The 20,219-nt window shown below is 66.3% G+C and carries 13 protein-coding genes and 2 riboswitches; of the genes, 10 read left to right on the forward strand and 3 right to left on the reverse strand.

Annotation, left to right across the window (positions count from 1 at the left end; genetic code table 11):
* Positions 1–172: 172 nt before the first annotated feature.
* The 8 genes from EPN80_RS18450 (at position 173) to EPN80_RS18485 (ending at position 11,744) form a co-directional block, all read left to right on the forward strand.
* Positions 173–874 carry a hypothetical protein gene (locus EPN80_RS18450; RefSeq protein ID WP_293030728.1) on the forward strand — a complete coding sequence of 234 codons (702 nt, stop codon included), beginning with the start codon at positions 173–175 and terminating at the stop codon, positions 872–874.
* 83 nt (positions 875–957) lie between these two features.
* Positions 958–1,053, forward strand: a riboswitch (glycine riboswitch).
* Positions 1,054–1,061: 8 nt separating this feature from the next.
* Positions 1,062–1,189, forward strand: a riboswitch (glycine riboswitch).
* Between the two features lie 69 nt (positions 1,190–1,258).
* Positions 1,259–2,365, forward strand: coding sequence for a glycine cleavage system aminomethyltransferase GcvT (gene gcvT / locus EPN80_RS18455; RefSeq protein WP_293030730.1), 1,107 nt, complete (start codon positions 1,259–1,261; stop codon positions 2,363–2,365).
* 53 nt (positions 2,366–2,418) lie between these two features.
* Positions 2,419–2,799, forward strand: coding sequence for a glycine cleavage system protein GcvH (gene gcvH / locus EPN80_RS18460; protein ID WP_293030732.1), 381 nt, complete (start codon positions 2,419–2,421; stop codon positions 2,797–2,799).
* 72 nt (positions 2,800–2,871) lie between these two features.
* Positions 2,872–5,811, forward strand: coding sequence for an aminomethyl-transferring glycine dehydrogenase (gene gcvP / locus EPN80_RS18465; protein WP_293030734.1), 2,940 nt, complete (start codon positions 2,872–2,874; stop codon positions 5,809–5,811).
* 158 nt (positions 5,812–5,969) lie between these two features.
* Complete coding sequence (locus EPN80_RS18470) at positions 5,970–7,361, forward strand: L-serine ammonia-lyase (protein WP_293030736.1); 1,392 nt, start codon at positions 5,970–5,972, stop codon at positions 7,359–7,361.
* A complete protein-coding gene (locus EPN80_RS18475; RefSeq protein WP_293030738.1) occupies positions 7,355–8,341 on the forward strand; it encodes a hypothetical protein in 987 nt (328 codons plus the stop codon). Before EPN80_RS18470 ends, EPN80_RS18475 begins: the two co-directional genes overlap by 7 nt.
* 154 nt (positions 8,342–8,495) lie before the next feature.
* Positions 8,496–10,010, forward strand: coding sequence for an aldehyde dehydrogenase family protein (locus tag EPN80_RS18480; RefSeq protein ID WP_293030740.1), 1,515 nt, complete (start codon positions 8,496–8,498; stop codon positions 10,008–10,010).
* Between the two features lie 39 nt (positions 10,011–10,049).
* Entirely contained in the window at positions 10,050–11,744 is a 1,695-nt protein-coding gene (locus EPN80_RS18485; RefSeq protein WP_293030743.1) for a thiamine pyrophosphate-binding protein, read from the forward strand.
* Here EPN80_RS18485 and EPN80_RS18490 read toward each other — a convergent pair.
* Complete coding sequence (locus EPN80_RS18490) at positions 11,689–12,729, reverse strand: LysR substrate-binding domain-containing protein (RefSeq protein ID WP_293030746.1); 1,041 nt, start codon at positions 12,727–12,729, stop codon at positions 11,689–11,691. The genes EPN80_RS18485 and EPN80_RS18490 overlap by 56 nt on opposite strands.
* A 447-nt stretch (positions 12,730–13,176) precedes the next feature.
* Between EPN80_RS18490 and EPN80_RS18495 the strand changes: the two genes are divergently transcribed.
* On the forward strand, positions 13,177–13,359 hold the full coding sequence (locus EPN80_RS18495; RefSeq protein WP_293030749.1) for a hypothetical protein: 183 nt from the start codon (positions 13,177–13,179) through the stop codon (positions 13,357–13,359).
* Positions 13,350–14,654, forward strand: a complete 1,305-nt coding sequence (locus tag EPN80_RS18500) for an MFS family transporter (protein ID WP_293030752.1) — start codon at positions 13,350–13,352, stop codon at positions 14,652–14,654. The genes EPN80_RS18495 and EPN80_RS18500 overlap by 10 nt, the downstream gene beginning before the upstream one ends.
* A 97-nt stretch (positions 14,655–14,751) precedes the next feature.
* Here EPN80_RS18500 and EPN80_RS18505 read toward each other — a convergent pair whose 3' ends face one another.
* A complete protein-coding gene (locus EPN80_RS18505) occupies positions 14,752–15,903 on the reverse strand; it encodes a branched-chain amino acid ABC transporter substrate-binding protein (protein ID WP_293030755.1) in 1,152 nt (383 codons plus the stop codon).
* Between the two features lie 207 nt (positions 15,904–16,110).
* Positions 16,111–20,025, reverse strand: a complete 3,915-nt coding sequence (gene putA / locus EPN80_RS18510; protein WP_293030758.1) for a trifunctional transcriptional regulator/proline dehydrogenase/L-glutamate gamma-semialdehyde dehydrogenase — start codon at positions 20,023–20,025, stop codon at positions 16,111–16,113.
* Positions 20,026–20,219: the final 194 nt, after the last annotated feature.

Consider the following 20,219-nt stretch of genomic DNA (forward strand, 5'->3'; position numbering starts at 1 on the left):
GCCGGGCGGCCAAGTGTATCATGGGCTTCCAGGGCGGCTTGCGGGTCTTCCGAGAGCGGAACTTGTTACGGAAGATCGCGTCCAGGCTGTGTCGGGGAGCGCGCTGGTGCGTGCCGATGCGCATCGTCGGATGTGAGGTCGCGGGCACCCCGGTGTCATCAAAGGACAGCCCATGAATTTGAACCAAGTCGAAGAATCCCGTTGGCTGACCGGGGGACTGATCGCGTTTGCCGCGGTGCTGACGGTTATCGCACTCGGTGGCGCCTGGTGGGCGGTGACCGACCCCGGGGCCGTGCCGTCGGGCGACACGCATGTCTTGCCGACCCAGGCGCCAGAGGCAAGCGGGCCGGTGCTCGCGGCGGCGTCCGCTGCCGTCGGCAATGCACCGCCTGGGCAGGCCGCCGCAATCCAGCCGGCTTCCGCCCAGGCCGTGCCTGATGCCATCCGTGCCGTGCCGATTCCGCCGGCGCCGCCGGTCGCGGTCGTCGGGCAAGCGAATGCCGGTAGCGTGCCGGCGAGCATCGGCGCGACCAAGGCTTCGCCGATGATGTTGCCGCTGGCTTCCGGCGTCGACGCCAGCGCGCAGGCTGCCGCGCCCATGCCGGCGCCGCCGCCATCGTCGGCGCAGTCGCCGGCCGATCTCATGCAGGCATTGCAGCCGGTCAACCCGCCGCCTGCTGCGGTGCCGGTCCGGAGCGCGGCGCCAGCGTCGGCCGCCGCGAGTGCGCCAAACCTGACAGCCCAGGTGGCCGCATGCGACAGGTACGCGTGGTACCAGCTCGTGCAGCGCCAACAGTGCCTGTGGTCGATCTGCAATGGCCGGTGGGGCCGGGACGGCTGTCCGGCCTACCAGCATCCGAGCGGCGGGCACTAGTGCGTTCGGGCCGGCGTTCATGGGCCGGAAAGGCAATGCCATCAACGGCATTTGACAAGCCCGGAGGTTGCCCTTACAGTGCCGATTCGTGATCGGGAGAGCGCGCCGGGAAGCACATGCCGGCGCCGCCGAAGGGGTAACACCCGCAAACTCTCAGGCAAAAGGACCGATCGTGACGAAAGCGAAGCTTTCGATCTCTGGAGAGCGGCGGCGGCGATCAGCCGGCTGCCCACCGAAGGGGCGCGCGAGGCTCGGTAGCCACCTGTTGGCAACCCGCCGCGCAATCTCTCAGGTACCGAGGACAGAGGGGTCATCCAAGTATCCGGCCATCCGTGGCCTGGCGCTTGGATGACCCTTTTTCCTTTTCAGGACCCGAGACCTTTCATGACCGAACTCAAACGTACTCCGCTGAACGCCGTGCACCGCGCACTGGGTGCCCGCATGGTCGATTTCGGCGGGTGGGACATGCCCGTCAACTACGGCTCGCAGATCGACGAACATCACGCCGTTCGCACCGGGGCAGGAATGTTCGACGTATCGCACATGTGCGTCGTCGATCTGTACGGGCCGAGCGTGCGGGAGTTTCTGCGCTACGCGCTGGCCAACAATGTCGACAAGCTGCAAACGCCGGGCAAGGCGCTCTATTCGTGCATGCTCAATCCCAACGGCGGCGTGATCGACGATCTGATCACCTATTTTTTCAGCGAAGATCACTTCCGGCTCGTCGTCAATGCCGGCACCGCCGATAAGGACCTCGCCTGGCTCGGGCAGCTCAATGCGCACGGCGACTACAACCTGACCATCACGCCGCGCCGCGAACTGGCGATTGTCGCGGTGCAAGGCCCTCAGGCGCGCGCCAGGGCGTGGCAGGCGGTGCCGCAGATCCAGGCGGCCAGCGAGATGCTCAAACCGTTCAACGCGACGGTGGTGGCCGACACGCCGTTCGGCGAGCTGATGGTGGCGCGCACCGGTTACACCGGCGAGGACGGTTTCGAGCTGATTTGTCCGGCTACGCACGTGGCGGCGTTGTGGCAGGCGCTGACCGCCGCCGGCGTGCGTCCGGCCGGACTGGGCGCACGCGACACGCTGCGCCTGGAAGCGGGCATGAATCTGTATGGACAGGATATGGACGACGACGTCTCGCCGCTCGACGCCGGGCTGGCCTGGACCGTCGAGCTGCAGAGCGAGCGCGCTTTCGTCGGCAAGGATGCTCTGGAGACGCAGGGACAGCGGGCGCGTCTGGCCGGCTTGATCCTGCTCGACAAGGGCGGGGTGCTGCGCGCGCACCAGAAAGTGCTGACGCCGCATGGCACCGGCGAAATCACCAGCGGCACCTTCAGTCCGACGTTGCAGCAGTCGATCGCGTTTGCCCGCCTGCCGCGCGGGGTTGCCGACGGCGACACCGTACAAGTGCAGATTCGCGACAAGCAACTGGCCGCTCGTGTGGTCAAATTACCGTTCGTGCGCCACGGCAAGGCGGTCAACGCCTGAACTGGTCCGAGCCGAACCGAACCTTCTCCCCCTTTCTTTCTCCGGAGCCTGACATGAGCATTCCTGCCGATCTGAAATACACCGAATCCCACGAATGGGTGCGCCGCGAAGCCGATGGCACGCTGACCATCGGCATCACCGACCACGCGCAGGAAGCGCTGGGCGACATCGTTTTCCTCGAACTGCCCGACGCCGGCCGCCAGGTAACCGTTGGCGAGGCGGTCGCGGTGATCGAGTCGGTGAAGGCAGCATCCGACATCTATGCGCCGGTGGCCGGCGAGATCGTTGCCAGCAACGGCGATCTGGCCGGCACGCCCGACCAGGTCAACAGCGACGCCTATGGCGCGTGGCTGTTCAAGATCAAGCCTGCCGACGCCTCGGCCGTCGAGAAGCTGATGTCCGCCGAGGCTTACGCCAGCAGCATCGGCGCCTGAGCCAGCACAAGCCGTAACGCCAGGGCCCGCCCGCCGGGGCGGGCCCGCCAAGACACCAAGAGATTGTTGACCATGAACGCTTTGACTGACCTGCCTATGACCCGCCGTGCGCTCGCCGAGCTCGAGCAGCGCGACAATTTCGCCGCACGCCATATCGGCGCCGACACCGGCGAACAACGCGCCATGCTGGCCGAACTCGGGTATGCCTCGCGCGACGCCCTGATCGACGCCGTCGTTCCCGCCTCGATCCGCCGTACCGAAGCGCAGTCGCTGGCAGCCGCGTTGACCGCCGCCGGGTTGCCGGCCGAGCCGCAAACCGAACAGGAGGCACTGGCGCGGCTGCGCGCGCTGGCCAGCAGGAACAAGGTCTGCAAATCGTTCATTGGCCAAGGCTACTACGGCACTTTCACGCCCGGCGTGATTCTGCGCAACGTGCTGGAAAATCCGGCCTGGTATACGGCCTACACGCCTTATCAACCCGAAATTTCCCAGGGCCGGCTCGAGGCGCTGCTGAATTTCCAGCAGATGGTGATCGACCTGACCGGACTGGCGATTGCCAATGCCTCGATGCTCGACGAAGCGACCGCCGCGGCCGAGGCGATGACGCTGCTCAAACGCACCGGAAAATCCAGGTCGAATATCTTTTTCGTGGCTGACGACGTGCTGCCGCAGACCATCGAGGTGGTGCGCACCCGTGCCCGTCCGCTCGATATCGAGGTGGTGGTCGGGCCGGCCGAGGCGGCCGCCGGCGCGCAGGCGTTCGGCGTGCTGCTGCAATATCCCGGGGTCAACGGCGACGTGCGCGATTACCGCGCACTTGCCGACGCGGTGCATGCCCAAGGCGGCGGCGTGATCGCCGCGGCCGACCTGCTGGCACTGACGCTGCTCGCGCCGCCGGGCGAATGGGGCGCGGACGTGGCGGTTGGCAACAGCCAGCGCTTTGGCGTGCCGATGGGCTTCGGCGGCCCGCATGCCGCATACATGGCAGTGCGCGACGAGCTCAAGCGCTCGATGCCGGGCCGCCTGGTCGGCGTCACGGTCGACAGCCAGGGCAAGCCGGCGCTGCGCCTGGCGCTGCAAACCCGCGAGCAGCATATCCGCCGCGAAAAGGCGACCTCGAACATCTGCACGGCGCAGGCACTGCTGGCGATCATGTCCAGCATGTATGCGGCTTATCATGGGCCGCAAGGTTTGCGCATCATTGCCGAGCGTGTGCATCGCCTGACTGCGGTGCTGGCAGCCGGCCTCGCGCAAATGGGGTTGGCGCCGGTCAACACGACCTTCTTCGATACGCTGACCGTGCCGGTGCGCGGCAATGCGGCGGCGGCGCACGCGGCGGCCGCGGCCCGGGGGATCAATCTGCGCGCAATCGATGCCGCGCATGTCGGCATTTCGCTGGACGAAACCAGCACGCGCGACGATGTCGTCGCGCTGTGGTCGGTGCTCGCCGGCGCGGCAGGCGTGAGCGCCGCGCAGCCGGATTTCGACGCGCTCGAGGCGAACGCGGGCAATGCCTATCCGGCGGATCTGGCGCGGCATAGCGCTTATCTCACGCATCCGGTATTCAACCGCTATCACTCCGAGCACGAAATGCTGCGCTATCTGCGCAGCCTGGCCGATAAGGACCTGGCGCTTGACCGCACGATGATTCCGCTCGGCTCGTGCACGATGAAGCTCAACGCGACCAGCGAAATGCTGCCGGTGACGTGGCCCGAATTCGCGCACATCCACCCGTTTGCGCCGGCCGATCAAACCGCCGGGTACCGCGAGATGATCGCGCAACTCGAACAGATGCTGGTGGCGGCGACCGGCTACGCGGCCGTGTCGCTGCAGCCCAATGCCGGCTCGCAGGGCGAGTACGCCGGTTTGCTGGTCATCCAGGCCTACCACGCATCGCGCGGGCAAGCGCATCGCAATGTCTGCCTGATTCCCGCGTCCGCTCACGGCACCAATCCGGCCTCGGCGCAAATGGCGGGCATGCAGGTCGTGGTGGTGGCCTGCGACACGCAGGGCAACGTCGATCTGGCCGACCTCAAAGCCAAGGCGGAGCAGCATCGCGATCGCCTGGCCGCGATCATGATCACCTATCCGTCGACGCACGGCGTGTTCGAGCAGGGCGTGCGCGAGATCTGCGACATCGTGCACGCCAACGGCGGGCAGGTCTATGTCGACGGCGCCAACATGAACGCGATGGTGGGGCTGTGCGCGCCCGGCCAGTTCGGCGGCGACGTCTCTCACCTGAACCTGCACAAGACCTTCTGCATTCCGCACGGCGGTGGCGGCCCCGGCGTCGGGCCGGTGGCGGTCGGCGCGCACCTCGCGCCGTTCCTGCCGAATCAGGCCTCGACCGGCTACCTGCGCGGCGAGCAAGGCATCGGCGCGGTGTCCGGTGCGCCGTATGGCTCGGCGTCGATTCTGCCGATTTCGTGGATGTATATCGCGATGATGGGTGCGCAAGGACTGAGCGCGGCCACCGAGAACGCGATTCTCAACGCCAATTACCTGGCCAGGAAGCTCGCGCCGCACTACCCGGTGCTGTACAGCGGGCCGGGCGGACTGGTTGCGCACGAGTGCATTCTCGACCTGCGCCCGCTCAAGGAGACCAGCGGCATCTCGGTCGACGACGTCGCCAAGCGGCTGATGGATTTCGGCTTCCACGCGCCGACCATGAGCTTCCCGGTACCGGGCACCTTGATGATCGAGCCGACCGAATCGGAATCGAAGGCCGAGCTCGATCGCTTCATCGAAGCGATGGTGACCATTCGCGAGGAGATTCGCGCCGTCGAGGAAGGCCGCGCCGACCGCGAGGACAATCCGCTCAAGCACGCGCCGCATACCGCCGCCGTGGTGACCGCCGACGAATGGCCGCATGCCTATGCGCGCAGCCAGGCAGCTTATCCGGTCGCCAGCCTGCGCGAGCGCAAGTACTGGCCGCCGGTGGGCCGTGCCGACAACGTGTACGGCGATCGTAACCTGTTCTGCGCCTGCGTGCCGATTGGCGAGTACCAGTAGCAGCGGGAGGCAGCGCGCCGCATGGCGCGCTGCACAACAGCATGTGTGCGGCATGACAAAAAAAGATGGAACGGCCGTCACATCGACGGCATCGAACCGATAGTTGCAGCCGCATGTGAGCGCTCACATGCCGTTCGCACTAACAAGGAGGCTGATGCATGGCGGTTTCTGTTTTCGATCTCTTCAAAATCGGCATCGGGCCGTCCAGTTCCCATACCGTCGGACCCATGCGCGCGGCGCTGATGTTCGCGCAAGGGCTCGAGCGCGACGGCCTGCTGGCGCAGACCGCGAGCGTGCGCGCCGAGCTGTATGGCTCGCTGGGCGCCACCGGCAAGGGGCACGGCACCGATAAGGGCGTGATCCTGGGGCTGATGGGCGAGGCGCCCGACACGGTCGAGCCGGCCGGTATCGCCGGCAAGCTCGCGCAAATGCGCGCCGAGCGTTCGCTGGCGCTGCTCGGCAAGCATCCCGTGCCGTTCATTGAAAAGGAGCACATCGTCTTCTATCGCCGCGAAGCGATGGCCGAACATCCCAACGGCATGAAATTTCACGCGCTCGACGCCGCCGGCGCCACTTTGCGCGAAGGCCGTTATCTTTCGGTCGGCGGCGGCTTCGTGGTTACCGCGGGAGCGGCCAACACGCAGGTGCTCAGCGCGCACGAACAATTACCGCGCCCGTTCCGCACCGGCAAGGAGATGCTGGCGATGTGCGAGCAGACCGGCAAGAGCATCGCCGGCCTGATGTGGGACAACGAACGCGTGTGGCGCTCGGACGAGGACATTCGAGCCGGCCTGCTGCGTATCTGGACGATCATGCAGTCGTGCGTGGCGCGCGGCTGCGGCATTGGCAACACCGATGCCGACGGCGAGCTGCCCGGGCCCCTGCATGTGCGGCGCCGTGCCCCGGAGCTGTATCACCACCTGACACAGCGCGCCGAGCGTACCTTGTCAGATCCGCTGTCGGTGATGGACTGGGTCAATCTCTACGCGATCGCGGTCAATGAAGAAAACGCCGCCGGCGGCCGTGTCGTGACGGCCCCGACCAACGGCGCGGCCGGCATCATCCCGGCGGTCATGCACTACTACGACCGCTTTGTGCCGGGCTCCAGCGAGCAAGGGATTCTCGATTTTCTGTTGACTGCCGGCGCAATCGGCATCCTGTACAAGCTCAATGCATCGATATCGGGCGCCGAAGTAGGCTGTCAGGGCGAGGTCGGTGTCGCGTGCTCGATGGCGGCGGGGGCGTTGACCGCAGTACTCGGGGGCAGCGCGAGCCAAGTGGAAAATGCGGCCGAAATCGGCATGGAACACAATCTCGGACTCACCTGCGACCCGGTCGGCGGCCTGGTGCAGATTCCCTGTATCGAGCGCAACGCGATGGCCTCGATCAAGGCCGTCAACGCGGCTCGCATGGCATTGCGTGGCGACGGCCAGCACTATGTTTCGCTCGACTCGGTCATCAAGACCATGCGCGAGACCGGCGCGGACATGAAAACCAAATACAAGGAAACGGCGCGCGGCGGGCTGGCGGTCAACATCGTCGAATGCTGAGCCCGGCGCGCGTGGCCTTGGTGGCGGGAGCCGGCATATTGGCGCGTATTGCGCTTGCGGGCGCGTTGCTGGCTCCGCTCGCGGCAATGGCCGCGCCGGTGGCCGTGACGGTGGCAAACGACACCCGGCCTACCCGCTGCGCCGAAGAAGACAACGTGACGTTCACACTGAGTGCACCGGGCGTCGAGCAATTTCGCGTCGAAGCCCTGCAGCCAGCCTATGTCGGCACGATACGGGACAATCATTTCGCACCGGACTTCACCGGGTGTGACTTCAGCGGGCGTGGCAACGCCGCCGACCCGCACTACACCTTCACGCCCCGTCACAAGGTCCTCTACCAGGGTCGCCGCACGCGCATCGTCGGCATCACCTTGCCGTCGTTCTGGCGACCGGCCCGGGTGCCCGTACGGGTTGCCGGACGCGCCGACACCGGCTTTCATCTGATCCAGATTTTTCGAAAGACGCATGGCCGCTTCGTCGAGGCGATGGTCCTTTATCCGGCCGACGGCTACTGGCGGATCAAGCCGCTGCCTGCGCCCGGACTGCGCGACAGCGGTTACGGCTCGTCGTTCCTGGTGGGGCCGATCCGCAACGAGGGGCGGCCGGTTGTCGATATCGCCTCGATCGACATTACCCCGGCGCCGCTGTCGCTGGTGCTGAATTTCGTTCATGGTGGCCGTGCGGTGGCGGCGCTCGAGCAGATCGATTCGACGCGCACTGCACTGCGCTTCACCCTTTCCCCCGGTAGCGAGGGGGGCGGGCCCTTCGCGATGCTGCGCTCGATGTATGTGGCGCCGCACAATGCCGACGTCAGCGAAGTGCGGTGGCGCGACGGGCGCAACGGCGTGCGCCGGGTCGAGCCGCTGCCGGCGGTGACGACGCTGCGGGCGACCGACGTGCGCTTTGGCCGTTCGGTGCCATCGCGGCACAATACCAGCGCGCCGGACATGCGTTTCAGCGATTTCCAGGCGCATCGCTGAATTGGCGTTACCCTCGATGGGCACGGCAGTTTGTGCGAATAGCGCACCAACTGCCGCATAAAAAGCGTTTGCGCCGCAGCCTCGCGCAGCGCTACGCTAACGCTCATCGACTTGACACTGACGGCGCGTTCGCGTCGCCGCATGAGGAATCTCCATGAACCCGGCCGCATTGCTGCAATCCCTTGGCGTCGACATCGCCGCTCTCGAAGGACCCGACCTGCCGGTGCGCTCGCCGCGCGACGGCGCCCGGCTCGCCGTGTTGCGTGCCGACGACGCTGCGAATGTCGAGCGCAAGATCGCGCTGGCTCACCAAGCGTTCGAGCGCTGGCGCGTCGTACCGGCACCAGTGCGCGGCGAATTGGTGCGCCTGCTCGGCCAGGTGCTGCGCGAGCACAAGACCGCACTGGGACAACTGGTGACGCTGGAGGCCGGGAAGATCCTCTCGGAAGGGTTGGGCGAAGTGCAGGAAATGATCGATATCTGCGACTTCGCGGTCGGCCTGTCACGCCAATTGCACGGCTTGACCATCGCCTCGGAGCGGCCCGGCCACCGGATGATGGAGACGTGGCATCCGCTGGGTGTGTGCGGCGTGATTTCAGCATTCAATTTCCCGGTCGCCGTGTGGTCTTGGAACAGCGCGCTGGCGTTTGTGTGCGGCGACGCCGTGGTCTGGAAGCCCTCCGAAAAAACGCCGCTGACGGCGCTGGCGTGCGACGCGCTGCTGCGGCAGGCGATCGCTCGCTTCGAGGCGGCGCGCCCCGGCGTCGTGCCCACGGGGCTGCATCAGGTCGTGCTGGGTGGGGCCGAGGCGGGCGATACGCTGGCGGCCTCGCCGCGCGTGCCGGTGGTCAGCGCCACCGGCAGCACCCGCATGGGCCGCGCGGTCGCGCAACGGGTCGCGCAGCGCCTGGGACGCAGCATTCTCGAGTTGGGCGGCAACAATGCGATGATCGTCACGCCGAGCGCCGATCTGGACCTGGCATTGCGCGCCATCACCTTTGCCGCGGTCGGCACCGCCGGGCAGCGCTGCACCAGCCTGCGGCGCCTGATCGTGCACCGTTCGCTGACCGACACGCTGTGCGAGCGGCTCAGGAAGATCTATGGCTCGGTCAAGATCGGCGATCCGCTGGCAAGCGATACGCTGGTCGGTCCGCTCATCGACCGGGCCGCGTTCGAACACATGCAGCAGGCACTGGCGCAGGCGCGCGAACAGGGCGGCGAGGTCTTTGGCGGCGAGCGCGTGGCCAATGACCTCGGAGAGGATGCTTACTACGTAAGACCGGCGCTGGTGCGCATGCCCGCCCAGACCGACGTCATGCGGCATGAGACATTCGCCCCGATCCTCTACGTCTTGTCGTACGACGACTACGCGCAAGCGCTGCATCTGCACAACGACGTTCCGCAAGGGCTCTCGTCGGCGGTTTTCACCAACGACATGCGCGAGGCCGAGCGTTTCATGTCGCCGCAGGGCAGTGACTGCGGGATCGCCAACGTCAACATCGGCACCAGTGGCGCGGAAATCGGCGGGGCCTTCGGCGGCGAGAAAGAGACCGGCGGCGGGCGCGAATCCGGCTCGGACGCCTGGAAGGGTTACATGCGCCGCGCCACCAATACGATCAATTTCAGCACCGAGCTGCCGCTGGCCCAGGGCGTGCGGTTCGACATCTGAGGGCCGGGCGCCGCGGTTTTTCTGTCCTGAAAGGAATCTATGTCTTCGACCCCATCGACTGAATTCACCACGGGGGCGCGCCTGCTGGTCGAGGCGCTGGTGACGCAAGGCGTCGAGCGCGTTTTCTGCGTGCCCGGCGAGAGCTATCTGGCGGTGCTCGACGCACTGTACGACGTGCGCGAGCGCATCGAACTCGTGGTGTGCCGCCACGAGGCCGCGGCGGCCAATATGGCTGAAGCCTCCGGCAAACTCACCGGCCGGCCGGGCATCGTGATGGTCACTCGTGGCCCGGGTGCCGCGCACGCGTCGATCGGGGTGCACACCGCGTATCAGGACTCCACGCCGATGATTCTGCTGATCGGTCAGGTCGCGCGTGATTGTTTGGATCGCGAAGCATTTCAGGAGATCGACTACCGGCGCATGTTCGGCCAGATGGCCAAATGGGTCGCGCAGATCGACGATGCTCGCCGGGTGCCCGAGTATCTGTCGCACGCGTTCCACGTCGCGGTGTCGGGCCGGCCCGGGCCTGTCGTGCTGGCGCTGCCCGAGGATATGCTCAGCGAGCCGTGTCAGGCAATGCCGGCCGCCCCCGAGTATCAGCGCGTGGCCGCGGCACCCGCGCCGGCGCAGATGGCGCGCCTGCGCGCCATGCTGGAGGGTGCCCAGCGTCCGCTGGCGATCCTCGGCGGCAGCGGCTGGAACGCTCAGGCGTGCGCCGACGTGCGGCAATTCGCCGAGCGCTGGGATCTGCCGGTCACTTGTGCTTTCCGCTTCCAGGACCTGTTCGACAACACGCACCCGCAGTATGCGGGCGACGTCGGTCTCGGCATCAACCCGGCGCTGGCCAGGCGCGTCAAGGACGCCGACCTGATTCTCGCGATCGGCCCGCGTCTGGGCGAGGCAACCACCAGTAATTATTCCCTTTTTGAGATTCCACGCCCACGCCAGACCCTGGTTCATGTCCACAGCGGGGCCGAGGAATTGGGGCGTGTGTACGCCGCCGACTTGCCGATTAACGCCGGCATGCCGGAAATGGCCGCGGCGCTGGCCGGGCTCGATGGCCCGGCAGCCGTGCCGCGCTGGCGGGCCGCAACCGCCGAGGCGCACGCCGAATATGTCGCCTGGAACACGCCGCAGCCGATCCCCGGGCCGCTGCAATTGGGTGACATCATGAAGCAGTTGCAGGCTCGCCTGCCAGCCGACGCGGTGATTACCAACGGTGCGGGCAATTATGCGATCTGGCTGCACCGCTTCTTCCAGTATCGCCACTTCAAATCGCAACTGGCGCCGACTTCGGGCGCGATGGGCTACGGCGTGCCCGCCGCGCTGGCTGCCAAGGCGGCGCAGCGCGAGCGCACCGTGGTGGCGCTGGCCGGCGACGGCTGCTTTCTGATGAGCGGTAATGAGCTGGCCACGGCGATGCAGTACGGTCTGGCGATCATCGTGCTGGTCATCAACAACGGCCAATACGGCACGATTCGCATGCACCAGGAGCGGCACTACCCGGCGCGGGTGCACGGCACCGCGCTGACCAATCCGGATTTTGCCGCGTATGCGCGCTCATTTGGCGCGTTCGGGGAGATCGTCGAGGACACCGCGCAGTTCCTGCCGGCCTTCGAACGGGCATTGGCGTCGGGACTGCCGGCGGTGCTGGAGTTGCGGTTGCCCGCGGAGGCGATTACGCCCGCGACGACGCTGAGCGCGTTGCGCGCCCAGGCGCAGCGGCAGGCGTGACGGTCACGGCGCGGCGCGCGCGCCGCTTGGCCGGCGCAGGTGTTTGCGCTGGCCAGCCGTCGGCTTGCGCCCGATAGGCGAGCGTCTCGCGTTGCAGCCAGTCGCGAAACGCAAGCAGCAGCGGCGCATCGGCACGATTTTCGGGAAATACCAGGTAGTACGCCTTGGTGCCGCGCAGGCCCGGTTCGACCGGCACGAGCAGGCGGCCCTGATCCAGTTCGTTCTGCACCAGAAAGCGCGGCACGAGCGCCACGCCCATGCCGCAGATGGCGGCCTGCACCAGCATGCTGAACAATTCGAACTGGTGGCCGGTGCGCATATTGCGGGTTTCGGCCTCAAGCGCGCCGGTATGCGCGCGAAACCAGTCGCGCCACGCGTCGAGACGGGTCGACTGGTGCAGCAGCGCCAGTTCGGCCAGCCGGGCCGGGTGCCGGGCGAAATACCCTGCCGGCCGGACCGCGAGCAGTGCCGGACTGCAGACCGGCACCACTTCTTCGCCGAACAGATACTCGACTCGCGCACCCGGCCAGACCGGGTCGCCGAAATGGATGGCCGCGTCGAAACCGGTGTCCTCGAACAGGAAAGGCCGGGTGCGCGTGGCCAGGTTGATCACCACGTCGGGATGGGTCCCGGTAAAGCTTGCCAGGCGCGGAATCAGCCATTGCGTGGCGAACGTCGGCAGCACCGCCAGTTCGATCTTGCCGCCTTTGCCCTGGCGGGCGATCAGATCGAGCGTGTCGGCCTCGAGATTGCCCAGGTAGGCGCGCACCTGCTGCCAATAGGCGTGGCCGGCCTCGGTCAGCGTCACCCGGCGCTTGGCGCGATGAAACAGCTTCAGACCGACCATCGCCTCGAGGGCGGCAATCTGTCGGCCGATGGCGCTTTGCGTGTGGCACAGTTCCTCGGCCGCACGCGAGAAGCTCTGATGGCGTGCGGCTGCCTCGAAGGCAATCAGCGACAGGGTACTCGGGATCATGCGGCGCATTGGGGCTCCGGTGGCAACAGTCGGGTCGGGTGGCGCGGGACCGACCGTATGTTACCGTCTCCGGGCGCGCCGTGGATCGCGGCCGGCATGACATGCCGGCGCGGGCGACGCGCTGGCCACGCCGTTGCCCGCCGGGAATGGCCGGCCGGCTGTGACGACAAAATGAGTCGTTCTGCGAACTATCGTAGTGTGACTCGACGGATGACTGCGCTAGAATGGTCGGCATCGCTGCCTGGCGTCTGGACTGCGACAGATCGTTCCGCCGCGGCTTGATGTGTTTTCTCTGTTGAACCATGTGCGAGTGCTTCTGTCGATGCGCTCCCCGTAGTTTCCGTACCGCCCCCTTGTAGCCCCGCATGGGCCCGTCCTTTGACGGCGCCTGTCCCTTCGTTTGCCCCCGGTTGCGCGATGCGGCCGGTGTGCACCGCCGCTTGAAAGGAGTGCTCGATGAAATTTCCCACGCCACCGACTGCCGGCGCCGTCAATGACGCGCCGCCTGCGCGCTTGCCGAATGTGTCGCGCCCGCTGATCACGATTCGCTCCGCCGCGCGCCTTGGCGCTTTGCAGCGGCCTGCCCCGTCGCTTGCGACGCATCGTTCGGCCACGCATCAGGAGTCGTCATGGAGATGATGAGGGAAGACAGGATTTCTCCCGCCGCCGACCAGCGCCGGCGCATTTTTGCTATCGTCGGGGCCTCGTCGGGCAATCTGGTCGAATGGTTCGATTTTTATATCTATGCGTTCTGCGCGATTTACTTTGCCCATGCCTTTTTTCCGAGCGGCAATCCCACCACGCAGCTGATGAATACCGCCGGCGTGTTCGCGGCGGGGTTCCTGGTGCGGCCGATCGGCGGCTGGTTTTTCGGTCGACTGGCGGACAGGCATGGCCGCCGCACGGCCATGCTGGTCTCGGTGATCATGATGTGCACCGGATCGCTGGTCATTGCCTGCTTGCCGACCTACGCGACCATCGGTGCGGCGGCGCCGGCGTTGCTGCTGGTGGCGCGCCTGTTCCAGGGGCTGTCGGTCGGCGGCGAATACGGCACCAGCGCCACCTACATGAGTGAAGTGGCGCTCAAGGGGCGGCGCGGCTTTTTCGCGTCGTTCCAGTACGTCACGCTGATCGGCGGCCAATTGCTGGCGCTGCTGGTGCTGGTGATTCTGCAATTCCTGCTCTCCACCGAGGAACTGCGGGCATGGGGCTGGCGGATCCCATTCGTGATTGGCGCTGCGATGGCGATCGTCGCACTGTATCTGCGCCGCTCGCTCGATGAGACCACATCGGCCCAGACGCGTGCGCGCGAGGATGCCGGCACCCTCAGCGGGTTGCTCAAGCACAAGCGGGCGGTATTGACCGTCATTGGCTTCACCGCCGGCGGGTCGCTGGCCTTCTATACCTTCACCACTTACATGCAGAAATACCTGGTCAACACGGCTGGCATGAGCGTGCCGGCAGCCAGCGCGGTGATGACGGGGGCATTGCTGGTGTATATGTTGTTGCAGCCGCTATTCGGGGCTTTGTCCGATCGTATCGGGCGCCGCACTTCGATGATTTGGTTCGGCGCGCTCGGCACGCTGTGCACCGTGCCGATCCTGCATGCCCTCAGGGAAGTCACCAATCCTTATCTGGCTTTCGTGCTGGTGATGGCGGCGCTCACGATCGTCAGCTTTTACACCTCCATCAGCGGCCTGATCAAGTCGGAAATGTTTCCCCCGGAAGTGCGTGCGCTGGGTGTGGGCCTGTCGTACGCGATTGCCAACGCGATTTTCGGCGGCACGGCCGAGTATGTTGCGCTGGGCCTGAAAGCGCAGGGTTACGAGGAAATGTTCTTTTGGTACGTGACCGGCCTGTGCGCGATATCCCTGATCGTGTCCGCGCGCATGGCCGATCCGTCCCGTACCGGATATCTGAAAGACGCCGACTGAACCTGCGGCATCGCGCCAGTCGCGCGAAAAAGGAGGCCGGCACACACGGCCGGCCTCGGTCCTGACGCGGTAACCCCGGCGAGTTCGCGCGGGCTGTTTATCTTTCGACCGCCGTATTCAGCATTTGCCATCGGCCGCCGACTGCCTTGTACACGGTGATGCTGCCGTATTTCAGGTTGCCGTGCGGGCCGTAGGCTATGGTGCGCGCCGTCACGCCCGGCATTTGGGTGGCGGCAAGAGCCGGCAGAAACCTGGCGGGCGCGGTGGAATTGGCGCGTTTCATGGCGCCCATCATGGCCATCGCGCCGTCGTAGGCGTAGGGCGCATAGATGCCGGGCGCCGCGCCGAATCGCTTGCGATAGCGGCGTTCGAAGTCCGCTCCGCCCGGCATGCGGTCCAGCGGCATGCCGGCCATGGAGGCGATTGTGCCATTGGCGGCTTTGCCGGCGATCTGCAAAAACGAATCGGACTTGAGCGCCTCGCCAGCGACCAGCGGCGCGTCAACGCCGAGTTCGCGCATCTGCTTGGCCAGCAGGGCGGCCGGCGCCTCGGCGCCGCCATAGAAAATGGCATTGACCCGCTCGCGCTTGATGCGCCCGAGCATCGCACGATAGTCGCTGGCCTTGGGGTTGAGTGCGTCGCGCCGCACGATGCGGGCGCCGGCGCCTTTGGCCGCTTTCTCGAATTCGTCGGCCAGGGCGCGCCCATAAGCGCTTTGGTCATCGACAATCGCAATGCGCTTGAAGCGAAGCTGCTTGACGACGAATCGTCCGAGCACCGATCCCTGCTGCGTGTCGGTGGTCTGCATGCGGAAGGTCGAGTTGAAACCTTGTTCGGTATAGGCTGGCGCGGTGGTCATGGAAATTTCCGGAATGCCCGCGGCGGCGTAAATGCGCGATGCCAGAATCGTTGTCTCGGCGTTGAGATGGCCCAGCATGCCTTGAATGTCATCGTCGACCAGACGCTGCGCGACGATCACCGCACGGCGCGGGTCGCCTTTGTCGTCAGCCGCGTCGAGCACGAACTTGACCGGCTGGCCGCCGATCACCGGCTTGCTTGCGTTGACCTGGTCGATAGCCAGCAGGATGCCATCCTCCATGTCCTTGCCGTCGCGGGCCTGCGGGCCCGACAGCGGGGCGGCAAAACCCAGTTTTACCTCTTGCGTTTGCGCGAGTGCCGGCCATGCGGCGCCAAGCGCCAGCAGGCTGGCGACGGCAATAGAGGCGCACCGAATGCGCTTGCGTGACATCGACTTCTCCTTGCTCGATTCGTGTACCGGCGCAACTCGCCGAGCGCAATATAACGTCGACGCTGCCTGATCGGCTGACAGCGGCCCGGTACTGAATGCGAATCATACGCCGTGTCGGCGCGGCCATTGGGCGACCGGGCTTGCAAAACGGCACGCGGGCGGCCCCCAATGAGAGACCGCCCGCGTGTCCTGAGTGCAAGAAGATATTCAGCCGATCGTCATCAGGCTGGCATTGCCGCCGGCCGCCGCCGTGTTCACACTCACCGAACGCTCGGTGAGCAGCCGTTCGAGCAGATAGTCTTCCCCTGCGGCCAAGGCCTCGGGCGCCAGGCCCTGCACCGACAGGATCGGTCCGCTGCGCTGCGCGACCGTGCGACTGAGGTCGCGCAGCTCATCGCTGTCGCCCTCGAACAACACGGCCGCGAGTTCGGCCACAGCGCCCGCATCGGCGTCGTCGGGCAGCACGGTAACGCGCGCCTTGAATGCCTTCGGCAAGGTGTCGACCAGTGCCTTGGCTGCCGGCCGCGCGGTGAAGATCGCGCGGTTGCCGGTTGCCAGCACGGCCGCCAGCTGGGTCTGCGCGCCCAGTGGCGAGCTGGCCACGCACAGGACTTGTCCGCGCGGCTCCAGTCCGTAGGTGTTGCGCTCGCCGGTCGGGCCGGGCAGTACGGCGGTGGCGTCGAGTGGCGAGGTCGCCAGATAGCGTTCGCAACGCTCGACCGCATCCTTCGCACCTTGCGCGGCGAGCCACTCGCGATACTCGGCCAACGGCGCCAGCGCCGGCTCGTTGCGCGTGAGTTCCGGCGGTAACGACGCCGGGCAGGTCGCCAGCAGGCGGGGCAGGTAGAGTGGGCCGCCAGCCTTGGGGCCGGTGCCTGAGAGGCCCTCGCCGCCGAACGGCTGCACGCCGACCACCGCGCCGATGACGTTGCGATTAACGTAGATATTGCCGACCTTGGCGCGCTCGGTCACGTAAGCAATGGTCTCGTCGATGCGCGTGTGGACGCCGAACGTCAGGCCATAGCCCGTGCCGTTGATGTCGTCGAGCAACTGATTCAGTTCGGCGCGCGCGTAGCGCACCACGTGCAGGACCGGACCGAACACTTCGCGCTGCAACGATGTCAGGCTGTCGATTTCGATCAGGGTTGGCGGCACGAAGGTGCCGCGCCGGCAGCGCTCGGGCAACGGCAACTGGTGAACCTTGAAACCCTTGGCGCGCATCGCCTCGATATGGCGCTCGATATTGGCCTGGGCTTCGGCATCGATGACCGGGCCGACGTCGACCGACAGATGATCCGGGTTGCCGATCGTGAGCTCCTGCATCGCGCCCTTGAGCATGTGCAGCGTACGCTCGGCGATATCGTCCTGCAGGCACAGCACGCGCAACGCGGAACAGCGCTGGCCGGCCGAGTCGAACGCCGAGGCGAGCACGTCATAGACGACCTGTTCGGGCAGGGCCGAGGAATCGACGATCATGGCATTTTGCCCGCCCGTCTCGGCGATCAGCGGGATCGGGCGGCCGTTGGCATCGAGCCGGTCGGCCAGGGTGCGCGCGATGAGGCGCGCCACTTCCGTCGAGCCGGTGAACATCACCGCCTTGGTGCGGGGGTCGGCGACCAGCGCGGCGCCTACCGTTTCGCCGTTGCCGGGCAGCAGTTGCACCGCGCCGGCCGGCACGCCGGCCGCATGCAGCAGGCGCACGGCTTCAGCGGCGATCAGTGAGGTCTGTTCGGCGGGTTTGGCCAGCACCGGATTGCCGGCGGCCAGCGCGGCGGCCACCTGGCCGGTGAAAATCGCCAGCGGGAAGTTCCACGGGCTGATGCAGACTACCGGCCCGAGCGGGCGATGCAGGTCGTTGGAGAATCCGCGCCCGATCTGTGCGGCGTAATAGCGCAGGAAATCGACCGCTTCGCGCACTTCGGCGACCGCGTTCGGCAGCGATTTGCCCGCTTCGCGAATTACCAGGCCCATCAGCGTCGGCATGTGGGCTTCGAGCAGGTCGGCCGCACGCAGCAGGCATTCGGCGCGTTCGGCCACGGGGGTGGCTTGCCAGATGGGCGCGGTGGCGACCGCCTGGGCCAGCGCCGCATCGACATCGGCGGCCACGGCATCGATCACCTGACCGACCACGTCGCGCAGATCGGCCGGATTGCGCACTTCGCGCACGATGCCCTCCGTGCGTTCGCCGTCGGCCAGCAACGGCGCGGCGCGCCACGCGGTACCGGCACTGGCCAGCAGCGCCGACGAGAGCGATGCCAGGCGATGCTCGTTGGACAGGTCGATGCCGGCCGAGTTGGGTCGCTCGCGGCCGTAGAGATCGCGCGGCAACGGAATCTTGCTGTGCGGAGCCCCCAGCGGTGAAATCTTTTCCGCTTCGACAACAGGATTGGCGACCAGCTCGTCAAGGCTGACGGACTTGTCCGCGATACGGTTGACGAACGACGTGTTGGCGCCGTTTTCGAGCAGGCGGCGCACCAGGTACGCCAGCAGCGTTTCGTGGGTGCCGACCGGCGCGTAGATGCGGCATGGCCGGTTCAGCTTGCCGTTGGCCACCGGACCGACCACTTCTTCATAGAGCGGCTCGCCCATGCCGTGCAGGCACTGGAATTCATACTGGCCGGGATAATAGTTTTGCCCGGCAAGATGGTAAATGGCCGACAGCGTGTGGGCGTTGTGCGTGGCGAATTGCGGATAGACCGCGTCTGGCACGCTCAACAGCTTCTTGGCGCAGGCCAGATAGGAGACGTCGGTGTAGATCTTGCGCGTGTAGACGGGGTAGCCTTCCAGGCCCTCGACCTGGGCGCGCTTGATTTCGGTGTCCCAGTACGCGCCCTTGACCAGCCGCACCATCAGGCGATGGCGGCTGCGGCGCGCCAGGTCGATCACGTAATCGATCACGAACGGCGCGCGTTTCTGATAAGCCTGAATGACGAAGCCGATGCCGTTCCAGCCGGCCAGCTCCGGATCGAAACACAATGCCTCGAGCAGGTCGAGCGAAATTTCGAGACGGTCGGCCTCTTCGGCATCGATGTTCAGGCCGATGTCGAACTGGCGGGCCAGCCGGGCCAGCGCCTGCACGCGCGGCAGCAGCTCGGCCATCACGCGGTCTTGCTGGGCGCGGGAGTAACGCGGGTGCAGTGCCGAGAGCTTGATCGAGATGCCGGGACCCTCATAGATGCCCCGGCCGGCCGAGGCCTTGCCGATTGCCTGAATGGCTTGCTCGTAGGATGCGTAGTAGCGCTGCGCGTCTTCTTCGGTGGTGGCCGCCTCGCCCAGCATGTCATAGGAGTAGCGAAAGCCCTGCGCCTCGAACTTGCGGCTGTTGGCGAGCGCTTCGGAGATGGTCTCGCCGGTGACGAACTGCTCGCCCATGAGACGCATCGCCATGTCGACGCCCTTGCGGATCAGCGGCTCGCCGCCCTTGCCGATCATGCGGGTGAGCGCCGTCGAGAGGCTGGCTTCGCTGGTCGTGGTGACCAGTTTGCCGGTGATCATCAGGCCCCAGGTCGCGGCATTGACGAACATCGACGGCGAATGCCCCATATGGGATTGCCAATCGCCCTTGCTGATCTTGTCGCGGATCAGCGCATCGCGCGTCGCCTTGTCGGGGATGCGCAGCAGCGCTTCGGCCAGGCACATCAGCGCCACGCCTTCCTGGCTCGAGAGCGAGAACTCGTGGATCAGGCCTTCCACGCCGCCGCCGGTACGCTTGCCGCGCAAGGCCTCGACCAGCTTGCGTGCGAGCGCCTGGGTCGTATCGGCGAGCGCGGCGGGCAACTTGGCCTGGCCGATCAGCACCGGCACGCACTCGGGTTCCGGGCGCCGGTACGCGGCTGTGATGGCCGCGCGCAGCACCGATTGCGGTTGCACGTTTTGCGCGAACTCGAGAAATGGCTGCACCACGCTCTCGTCGTCCGGCGTCGACGAATCGACGACCTCGGTGCTACCGGGTCGCGCCGACTGCAGCTCCGGCGGCAGCGTACCGCTCTCGATCTTTTCCAGATAAGCGAAGATGGCTTGCTTGATCAGCCAGTGCGGAGTGCGTTCGATGAGCTGTGCGGCGGCCTTGAGCCGGCCGCGCAAGTTTTCGTCAACCTTGACGCCGAGCGTGGTATTTGCCATGAGGAGCACCTGCGAAATCCCTGGCTGCCGATCGGCAGCCGGATTATGGGGTGAGTGGGAACTGGTCGAATCGTACCGTGCTTTAGAGTGGGGTGCAACCGCATTTTTGGATGGGTTGTACCTTTTGCGGTGCAACGTGGTCGAGCTTCCGGGTTGCGCCAGGCGACCGGGAGTATGTCCGGTCGATCGAGGCA

It is taken from the genome of Pandoraea sp. (genome assembly GCF_004297875.1).
Classification (GTDB): Bacteria; Pseudomonadota; Gammaproteobacteria; order Burkholderiales; family Burkholderiaceae; genus Pandoraea.